This is a genomic window from Streptosporangium sp. LJ11 (genome assembly GCF_051918945.1).
In the GTDB taxonomy this organism is placed as follows: domain Bacteria; phylum Actinomycetota; class Actinomycetes; order Streptosporangiales; family Streptosporangiaceae; genus Streptosporangium.
The window spans coordinates 45,179-53,747 of sequence record NZ_JBPXMB010000045.1; the positions used below are offsets into that span (position 1 = coordinate 45,179).

At 69.4% G+C, this 8,569-nt stretch carries 8 protein-coding genes and 2 pseudogenes; 4 read left to right on the top strand and 6 right to left on the bottom strand.

Going from position 1 to position 8,569, the window contains the following annotated elements:
* Positions 1 to 147 precede the first annotated feature (147 nt).
* From ACTOQ3_RS40765 to ACTOQ3_RS40785, 5 genes are all read right to left on the bottom strand, one after another.
* A complete protein-coding gene (locus ACTOQ3_RS40765) occupies positions 148 to 1,563 on the bottom strand; it encodes a nitrilase-related carbon-nitrogen hydrolase (protein WP_440089221.1) in 1,416 nt (471 codons plus the stop codon).
* Positions 1,564 to 1,599: 36 nt separating this feature from the next.
* Positions 1,600 to 2,286, bottom strand: a complete 687-nt coding sequence (locus ACTOQ3_RS40770) for a response regulator (protein WP_440089222.1) — start codon at positions 2,284 to 2,286, stop codon at positions 1,600 to 1,602.
* A 5-nt stretch (positions 2,287 to 2,291) separates the two neighbouring features.
* Positions 2,292 to 3,407, bottom strand: a complete 1,116-nt coding sequence (locus ACTOQ3_RS40775) for a sensor histidine kinase (protein WP_440089224.1) — start codon at positions 3,405 to 3,407, stop codon at positions 2,292 to 2,294.
* Between the two features lie 100 nt (positions 3,408 to 3,507).
* Positions 3,508 to 3,768 carry a hypothetical protein gene (locus ACTOQ3_RS40780; protein WP_440089225.1) on the bottom strand — a complete coding sequence of 87 codons (261 nt, stop codon included), beginning with the start codon at positions 3,766 to 3,768 and terminating at the stop codon, positions 3,508 to 3,510.
* Positions 3,769 to 4,003: 235 nt separating this feature from the next.
* Positions 4,004 to 5,185: an FAD-dependent oxidoreductase gene (locus ACTOQ3_RS40785; RefSeq protein WP_440089226.1), complete on the bottom strand. Its 1,182-nt coding sequence runs from the start codon at positions 5,183 to 5,185 to the stop codon at positions 4,004 to 4,006.
* 90 nt (positions 5,186 to 5,275) lie between these two features.
* On the opposite strand from ACTOQ3_RS40785, the gene ACTOQ3_RS40790 reads away from it, so the two are divergent.
* Both ACTOQ3_RS40790 and ACTOQ3_RS40795 read left to right on the top strand, forming a co-directional pair.
* Positions 5,276 to 5,785 carry a MarR family winged helix-turn-helix transcriptional regulator gene (locus tag ACTOQ3_RS40790; protein WP_440089228.1) on the top strand — a complete coding sequence of 170 codons (510 nt, stop codon included), beginning with the start codon at positions 5,276 to 5,278 and terminating at the stop codon, positions 5,783 to 5,785.
* A gap of 75 nt (positions 5,786 to 5,860) precedes the next feature.
* Positions 5,861 to 6,254, top strand: a pseudogene (locus ACTOQ3_RS40795) (IS5/IS1182 family transposase); the annotation flags it as partial.
* 89 nt (positions 6,255 to 6,343) lie between these two features.
* Here ACTOQ3_RS40795 and ACTOQ3_RS40800 read toward each other — a convergent pair.
* A complete protein-coding gene (locus ACTOQ3_RS40800) occupies positions 6,344 to 6,772 on the bottom strand; it encodes a DUF6010 family protein (protein ID WP_440089230.1) in 429 nt (142 codons plus the stop codon).
* Between the two features lie 294 nt (positions 6,773 to 7,066).
* Between ACTOQ3_RS40800 and ACTOQ3_RS40805 the strand changes: the two genes are divergently transcribed.
* Complete coding sequence (locus tag ACTOQ3_RS40805) at positions 7,067 to 8,005, top strand: GlxA family transcriptional regulator (protein WP_440089231.1); 939 nt, start codon at positions 7,067 to 7,069, stop codon at positions 8,003 to 8,005.
* A gap of 379 nt (positions 8,006 to 8,384) precedes the next feature.
* Positions 8,385 to 8,569 (top strand): annotated as a pseudogene (locus tag ACTOQ3_RS40810) (hypothetical protein); the annotation flags it as partial.

The window sequence follows — 8,569 nt, forward strand, 5'->3', positions numbered from 1 at the left end:
TCCCGGCCGGGGTGTTTCCTCGCCGCTGGACGCATGTCGGCGTGCGCTTCTCCGTGACGCCCGAACTCGTCACGTGCCGCTCGACGGCCCCGCCCCCGGGTGACCTTCGGCGGCATCCGGTCCGGGTGCCGGTTCTTCCCGTCTGCCTCATTCTCCCTTCGGGGGCGTGCCGATGACGGCGGACGCAGAGGTGGAGGGGTGATTCGCCGGCCCGCGCGCCGAGCTCGGTGTCGACGGGCCTGTCGTGGTCTCGTCGAGTGGGCCCTCGCTCATCGGGCCGGAGGGTTTCGTGCGAGCCGGCGCGCCGAGTGCGAGCAGCAGCAATCCTGCCGAGGCCCATGCGGCCCAGTCCCCCAGGGCGGTGTAGAGGGTGGCCGAGCCCTTCCGGGGCAGGGTGGCCGTGACCATGGTCATGCCCGTTCTGTCGCTGTGGCGCTCGGTCACGATCCGGCCGAGGGCGTCGCTGACCGTCAGTCGTCCCTCGCGTGCGGTGCGGGCCACCGCCAGGCCGTTCTCCACGCCGCGCACCACCGCCATGCGGCTGTGCAGCCAGGCGTCCTCGTCGAAGTCCCAGGCAGGTGCGAGCAGGGCGGCGACGCCGGCCTTGCCGTAGGCCCTGACCAGGCCGGGGAAGTCCAGGTCTTTGCAGATGATGAGGCCGAGCCGGTTGCCGTCGAGGAAGGCCAGGTCGGTGCCGGGCCGGAATTCGCGCTCCACCTCGGGGATCATGTGGTGTTTGTCGTAGCGCACGCCGGAGGGGTAGCTCATCGCGCTGTTGGTCTCCATGGCGATGCCCACGATCACCTCCACGCCCGGGCGGGTGAACGGCAGGTCGGTGGTCTTGAAAACCTTCTCGGGCAGCACCACGATCTCCGCACCGTGGGTCACCGCGGTGTCCACCGCCTCGCCGTACCGGCGGACGAGATCCTCGGAGTTGTCCGTCGCGACCAGTGCGACTTTCCGTCCTCCGGTGTCGGCGGGCGTCGTGAGCCGTAGGAGGCCGTGGCCGAGCGTGAGCGCGACCAGCGCGCCCGAGATCACCGCTGTGCGTGGCCGCAGGACCGCGATGGAGGCGGGTACGAACAGCAGGAGGAAGGTGATGCCCCAGACCCCGGTGACCGAGGCGGTCTGCAGCACGGGCAGGAAGTCGGCCTGCGTGTAGGCCAGGCTCCACCAGGCCCCGTGCGGTCCGGCGAGGTTCATGGCGTACTCGGTGGTGACCCAGACGGCCGGTAGGGCTGAGGCCGCCAGGAGTGGCCTGCCGCGTGCGAGCAGGGTGCGGAAGAGCAGCACGCCCAGGCCGTAGCAGAGGGCGGGGCCGGCGATGAGGGCGGCGGCCAGCGTGGGCGGCATCTCAAGGGGTCCGGTGAAGTACGGCAACATCTGCGCCTGGCCGGCGAGCCAGACGAGTGTCCCGGCGGTGAAGGCCGTGCCTCTGCCCGTCTGGCGAGCCAGGAACAGGACAGGTAGTGGTGCGAGCCAGGTGAGCCACCAGATGGGGTGGAGGCCGGTGCCGAAGTGCGTCAGGAGGGCGGAGGCGAGGGTGAGGAGGATGCGTGCCATGCCGATGATCGTGCTTTCTCGCACTCGGCCGGCGCGTCACTCGCGGGTGTGATCTCCGTTGTCACTCTCGCCGGCGACCACCAGCCCGGATTCGTAGGCGAGTACCACGGCCTGGACCCGGTCTCGCAGGTCCAGTTTGCCGAGCATGCGGCTGACGTGTGTCTTGACCGTGTGTTCGGTGACCACGAGTGCGGCGGCGATCTCCGCGTTCGACAGGCCGTGCGCGACCAGCTTCAGCGTCTCGCGCTCGCGTTCGGTCAGTGCGTTCAGCCTGGTCGTCAGGCGGGGGGCGACGCCGTGGGCGGGTCTGCGCACCAGGTCGTCGAGTAGCCTTTTGGTCGCCGCCGGGGCCAGCAGGGCCTCACCCGAGGCGACGGTGCGCACGGCGTGGGCCAGTTCGTCGCGCCGGATGTCCTTCAGCAGGAAACCGCTCGCTCCTGCCCGGACCGCGTCGTAGACGTACTCGTCGAGGTCGAACATGGTGAGTACGAGTACTTTGGCGGTGGTGGTGGCGCAGATCTCCTTGGTCGCCTCGATGCCGCTCATGCCCGGCATTCGCACGTCCATCAGGACCACGTCCGGCTGGAGTCGCCTGGCCGCGGCGATCGCCTCCTGTCCGTCGGCGGCTTCACCGACCACTTCCATGTCCGGCTGCGCTTCCAGGATCAGCCCGAATCCCGCGCGGAAGAGGTCTTGGTCGTCGGCGATGAGCACCCGTAACATGCGGGCTATTCAAGCGGAAATTCAGCTCTCACCATGAATCCTCCGTTCCGTCCCGCTTCGGCGTTGAGTGTCCCGCCGCATGCCGTCGCCCGTTCCCGCATCCCGGCCACCCCGTATCCGCCGCCCTCGCCCGGTCCTCGCCCGTCGTCGGCGATTTCCACTGTCAGGTTCTGTCCCCAGGTCAGAGTGAGGCGTGCGGCACGCGTACCGGCGTGCTTGCGCACGTTGGTGAGTGCCTCTTGGACGATGCGGTAGACGGCGGCCTCGATGTTTTCTGTGGTCAGGCGCGGGGTGCCGGCGGTCGTGCTCACCACATCGAGACCGCTGCGGTCGAGCAGCGCGGGGAGGTTGGCCAGACGCGGCTGAAACAGTGACTCGCTCAGGCGCTCGCCGGTATGGCCCCATGCCGGTCCGTTGCTTTCGCCCGGGATTCGCAGGGCGGCGAGCGCCCCTCGGAGTTCGGCCAGCGCGCCCCTTCCGGTGTCGGCGATCGTGTCGAAAACCGTTTCGGCCTTGTCGGGGTCGCTGCGTATCACCACTGGCCCGGCTTCGGCCTGGACCACCATCAATCCAACGGAATGGGTGACGATGTCATGCATGTCGCGCGCGATCCGGGTGCGTTCCTCGGCCGCCGCCGCGATGTGCTCCTGCTGCTGTCGCCGCGCCCGCTCGGTCAGCTCGGCGGCTCGTGAGCGGCTCGCCCTGGTGCTGGTGCCCAGCGCGTAGGCGGCCACGAAGGCGGTCCCCACCAGCCGGAAGGTCTCCTCGCTCTCTCCTGGCAGTACCAATGAGGAACCCACGGCCGCCACGATCAGTGGAATCGCCGCCAGCCTCTTCCGGGCGGGGCTCAGGTCGGCGATCGTGTAGACGGCCAGCAGCGGCCCGAAGGGCAGGAACGGTTTCTCCCACGTCACCAGCACCGACATCGCAGCCCCGACCACCACCGCCACCGCCATCGGCGCCTGCCTGCGCCACCCCACCGGTACCGACGCCAGCAGCCCCAGCCCGATGATCCACCATGGATGGGGGTCGGGCGGGAGAAGCGGCACCATCGTGGCCAGGACCACGCTCACCGTGAGTACCCCGTCGACCGTCCTACTGGCCCGGGCCGCTGCGAACATCCGCCTATTATCCGGATTCGTCCGCCTGCTGCCCTCACTCTCAAGAGTGATCATTCCGGTTACGCGGCGCACTCCTGGGGCCTGTACGAAGTTCGGATCTTTAAGCGGGGTGAAGGCTTCGAAGCCACGAGACGGCTCCGCGTAGATGAGGGCCGGCCAGGTAGCTTTCGGGCGTCTTGTCGAAGCGGAAAGCCGGCCCGCGCCATTCCTTGACCCGGTTGATGCAACGTTCGGCCGGGTTGCGCTGCTTGTAGAGCTCGGAGTCATGGTTGATCGGGCGGCCGCCGAGAGAGCCGCGTCTCTTGCGGCTGGCCGCCTGGTCGGCCTTGTCCGGGATGACGGCCTTGATGCATCGCCACATCACCGCATTGAGGGGACATCGCCGGCCCCCTGGAGTCTCCTCCCCGTTCCGGGGAAAGAACGCGGGGTCCAGGGTGGCACCTCCGCGAACATGCGCACGACCGCTTCCTGCCGCTCGTGCGGCTCCCGCGGCGGCGCGTCCGCGCCCGGCAGGCGCTCGGCATGGGCGACCAGACGGTTCCTCACCCGTTCGCTCGTCGTCCGCATCGCGAACACCGTCGGATGGGCGTGCCCGTTCAGGTCGTGACCTTGTCGTCGAAGTCGATGCGGTGGTCGTACAGCCAGCTGAGGGCTTGCGGGCCGCCGAGCCGCTTCATGAGCACGGGGAACATCGCGTCGCGGATCACTCGGCCCGGTCCGGTGGCGGACTTGCTCCGGTTGACCTGCTGGGCACCGGCGTGCACTTTGCGCAGGCGTCCCTCGCGAAGCCGTTGGTAGGCCGCGAAAGCGTCGGCCACCGGCAGGTCGCGCAGGCAGCGGGCGAGCTCGACGGCGTCCTCCATGGCCATCGCGGCCCCCTGTCCCGAGCTGGGAGAGGTGACGTGGGCGGCGTCGCCGATCAGTACGGTCCGGCCCCGGTACCAGGTTCTTGGCGCTTTCATCTGGTGGGACACGAACCAGTCGTACCCGGCCGGCGTGGCCTGGACGATCCGAGCGGCGGGCGAGGTGTCGGCCGAGAGGAGTTCCTGCAGCCGGTGGTGCCACTGTCCGGCGGGGATCGCCGCCAGTTCGGCGGGGGAGGGTTCTTGACCGGCGGGGATGTTGACGAACCACCAGACGCGGCCGTCCTGGTGTCGCGCGTAGCCGAAGAACGCTCGTTTGCCGAACACCATGTGGAAGGTGCCGGGCTCGCCCTCCAGGTCGAGTTCTGCGAATCCGTTGGTGCCGAAGACGCCGCAGTAGCGGGGGCGGGGGGCGTCGGGAGCCACGAATCGCCTGGTCGTCGAACGCATGCCGTCGGCGCCGATGAGCACGTCGCCGACCGCTTCGCCGCCGTCGGCGAAGCGTGCGACGACGTGCTGTCCGCGGTGGCCGACCTCGACGAGGCGTCTGCCGTACTCGGTACGCACACCCTTGACTGTGACGTGATCGTGCAGCACGGCGTACAGGTCGGCGCGCAGGATCTGGACGGCCGTCGTGCCGTCTGACAGGGGGGTCGGGACGTCTTCACCCAGTCGTCGGCCGTCGCCGAGCCACATGACGCCTCGCGGGCAGGGGAATCCGGCGTCGGCGACGGCGCGGTGGACGTTCAGGATTCGCAGCGCCGCCAGCCCGTTGGTGGACAGCCCCATCGAGGCGCCCACGCCGTGCGCGCTGAGGGGGCGGGCCTCATAGATGGTCGAGTCGATGCCGGCCTTCTGCAGCGCCAGGGCCGCCACCGGCCCGGCGACTCCGCCGCCGATGATCAGAGCTTTCATTGGTTACCCTTCACGGTGAGTCAACAACTTGAAGAAGTAGCATCTTCAAGATGATTACTTCTTAAGGAAGCTACTTTGCCGAGGAGCGAGATGTCAAAGGGACGAGGAGAACTGGAGGCCGCCGTCGTCGCGCTGATCCCGCAGTTCGTCAGCGCGACGACGCTGTTTCAGAACGCCGTGGCCGACCAGCTCGGCGTGCCGGTCAACGACCTGCACTGTCTGAACCTGGTGGGCTCGGGCCAGGCTGTGACCCCCACGCAGATCGCGGAGCGCATGGGCATGACCACCGGCGCCGTCACGAAGATGCTCGACCGGATGCAGGAACAGCGGCTGATCCGGCGCGAGCACGACCCCGGTGACCGCCGACGCGTGATCATCAGCCAGTTGCCCGACCGCCTCGCCGAGCTCGGCGAGCTCTACCGGCCGATGGCCGTCTTCCTGCAGCAGCGCCTGACGGCCTGCACCACCGATCAACTCCGGTTCCTCGCCGATTTCACCGGCGCGGCCCGAGACGTCGCCCTCGACCAGTCCGCCCTGCTGCGCAGTACCGGAAAAGCGCACGCCACGCGCAAGTCCGCGGCCGGCAAGGATGGGCCCTGAGCGGCGGCCCCGCACGCGCGGACGGTCTTCCACACCGCGCCCGTATGCGGATCGCCGCCGGGGCCCGCCACAGGCGCCGGCGACAACCCGCAGTTTCGCGCTGCCCTGGCCCGGGGTCACGATCCGCCCGCCCATCGGCCAACCGCGCACTCGTCCGGCCACGGTGGCCGCCGACAAGGCCTCCTCCTCCCGCGGTAACCGTCTTTGTCTACGCAAGCGCCGCATCAAGGCCGTCACCCACGACATCCCCGAAAAGGCCGACCAGGCGGCCAACCGCAAGAAACGCCGCCCCCGCGGCGGCCGCCCGGTCAGCCATGATGCAGAGCTCTACAAGCAACGCAACACGGCGAAACGCTGCGTCAACCGGATCAAGGAGTGGCGCGGACCGGCCTTCCGCTTCGACAAGACCTCCGAAAGCTACCTCGCCGGCCTGCATCTACGCGGAGCCATCTCGTGGATCCGAAGCCTTCGACCCCCAGAAGATCCGAAGTCCGTACAGGCCCCAGCACCTGGCCACGCCGTGCAGGATTCGCCCGGAGGGGATGCGTGCCGGTGCGATCAGGGCGGTGGCGTCGTGGGCGGTTCGACGCGGGGCCGGCCGAGACGCGCGCGGAGCAGGGCGGTGACCGGGGGGCCACCCGAGAGGCACCACACGGCGATCACGGGATCGCAGATGGCGCATCCCAGGGAGGAGTGGTCGGCGAAGGGGATGATCGGGTTGCCGTGCAGGTGGTGCAGCAGGTCCCAGCCGGTGTGCAGCAGCCACCCGATGCCGATGAACGTCCACGACTCCAGGCCGCGGTAGGCGCAGTAGGTCATGGCGGCGGTGAAGGCGAACTCCCACGGGCCGAAACCCCCGCCGCTGAGGTAGGCGGCGCCGGCTCCGGCCACCATGATCGCGTTGAACCTGCGTCGGTGCGGTTCGCGGATCAGGGACATCAGGCACACGTACACGACGCCGATCATGATCGGTGCGGCGAGGCTCATCGTCGGTGCCCTTCCTGCCGGCGGCCGCCCGGCGCGGCGGAGGTGCCCGCGGCGCCGTCCGCGCGGAGGAACGCGAAGGCTGTGACGGTATCGAGCCAGGCGATCACGAAGGTGTCCGTTTCGTTGAGAAGTGTCGGGACGCGGTCGAGGCTAGCCAGCGGCGTCTCCTGGCTCCTAGTGGCAGGAATGACAATTCCCAACGGGTTATCGCCAACGGCTGTTCGTGCCCCGCGGGCCGACGAAGGGCAGTTGGGAGCCGTTGGCGGGAATCCGGTGCGGGGATATGTTCTCGCCATGCACACCGTCGTCGTTCTCGTGCTGGATCAGGTGATCCCCTTCGATCTGTCCACCCCCATCGAGGTGTTCACCCGCACCCGGTTGCCCGACGGCCGCCCCGGTTACCGGGTGCGGGTCTGCGCCGAGCGGCCCGACGTGGACGCCGGCCTCTTCACCCTGCGCGCCCCGTGGGGACTGGAGGCACTCGCGGACGCGGACACGGTCATCGTGCCCGGCACCGCCGATCCCGCCAGGTCCCTGCCGCCGGCCGTCCGTGACGCGCTCCGCGGAGCCGCCGCCGACGGCGTCCGGATCGCCTCCATCTGCTCAGGCACCTTCATCCTCGCCGCCGCCGGACTGCTCGGCGGGCTGCGCGCCACCACCCACTGGCTGGCCGCCACCCGGCTCGCCACCGCCTACCCCGACATCGACGTCGACCCGGACGTGCTCTACGTCGACAACGGGCAGATCCTCACCTCGGCCGGCGCCGCGGCGGGGCTGGATCTGTGCCTGCACATGATCCGCCGCGACTACGGCTCCGCGGTCGCCGCCGACGCCGCCCGGCTGTCCGTCATGCCGCTGGAACGCGAGGGCGGCCAGGCCCAGTTCATCGTGCAGCAGTACCCGCCCACCCCCCGCGGCTCGGCCATCGAACCTCTCCTGCGCTGGATCGAGGACAACCTCGCCCGCGATCTCACCCTGGCGGACATCGCCGGCCACGCCGGCACGAGTACCCGCACCCTGATACGGCGCTTTCGTGAGCAGACCGGCACCACACCATTGCAGTGGCTGCACCGGGCCCGTGTCCGCCGGGCCCAGCACCTGTTGGAGACCACCCGCCATTCCGTGGAACGTATCGCCGCCCAGGTGGGCTTCGGCTCGCCCACCGCCTTCCGCGACCGGTTCAAACGCGTCGTCGGCGTCAGTCCCCACACCTACCGGAGCAGTTTCGGCTAGAGCCACGCCGCCGATCACCTGACGGCGGTCGCGACGCGGGTCCGGGCGATCGTCCGTGTGGACAGCCGCGACACGGTCGCGCCGAGGATGGGGTCTTGGTGACGTGTTCCCTTTCGTGTGAGGGAGGGTCGTCGGTGTCGGCTCACGCTCGCCGATCGGCTGGTCGGAGTCGTCGGGTGCGCCAGGCGGATCGGCGCCGCCTGGCGCACGCCCTTTCCGCCGCGCGCCGCGTGACAGGGCCGAAGGTCCTCTGTGACAGGGACGTTCGAGATCGTGACGCGGTTCGTACGGCACTGTGGCCGGGCTTCGGGAAGCGGTGTGATGAGGACGTCGCAAAGACCACGGAACACCACGGAACTACACGGAAAGGGGAGCCGTCATGGCCACCACTCACGGACACGACGTTCACACCGGGCCGGTCATGAACGCCGTTCCCGCGCACGCCGTTCCCGCGCCGGCCGTCAAGGCCTCGGCCGTTGAGCTTCAGGCCGTCAGGCAGCCGGTCGACTATGTCTGGGCGGTCGCCCGGATCAGCCTGGGCTGGGTCTTTCTGTGGGCGTTCGT

Bases quoted from the DNA above. Each gene is read 5' to 3' on its own strand.
- ACTOQ3_RS40800 (WP_440089230.1), bottom strand. From the start codon at position 6,772: ATGAGCCTCGCCGCACCGATCATGATCGGCGTCGTGTACGTGTGCCTG.
- ACTOQ3_RS40785 (WP_440089226.1), bottom strand. From the start codon at position 5,185: ATGAAAGCTCTGATCATCGGCGGCGGAGTCGCCGGGCCGGTGGCGGCC.
- ACTOQ3_RS40770 (WP_440089222.1), bottom strand. From the start codon at position 2,286: ATGTTACGGGTGCTCATCGCCGACGACCAAGACCTCTTCCGCGCGGGA.
- ACTOQ3_RS40775 (WP_440089224.1), bottom strand. From the start codon at position 3,407: ATGTTCGCAGCGGCCCGGGCCAGTAGGACGGTCGACGGGGTACTCACG.
- ACTOQ3_RS40790 (WP_440089228.1), top strand. From the start codon at position 5,276: ATGTCAAAGGGACGAGGAGAACTGGAGGCCGCCGTCGTCGCGCTGATC.
- ACTOQ3_RS40805 (WP_440089231.1), top strand. From the start codon at position 7,067: ATGCACACCGTCGTCGTTCTCGTGCTGGATCAGGTGATCCCCTTCGAT.
- ACTOQ3_RS40780 (WP_440089225.1), bottom strand. From the start codon at position 3,768: ATGTGGCGATGCATCAAGGCCGTCATCCCGGACAAGGCCGACCAGGCG.
- ACTOQ3_RS40765 (WP_440089221.1), bottom strand. From the start codon at position 1,563: ATGGCACGCATCCTCCTCACCCTCGCCTCCGCCCTCCTGACGCACTTC.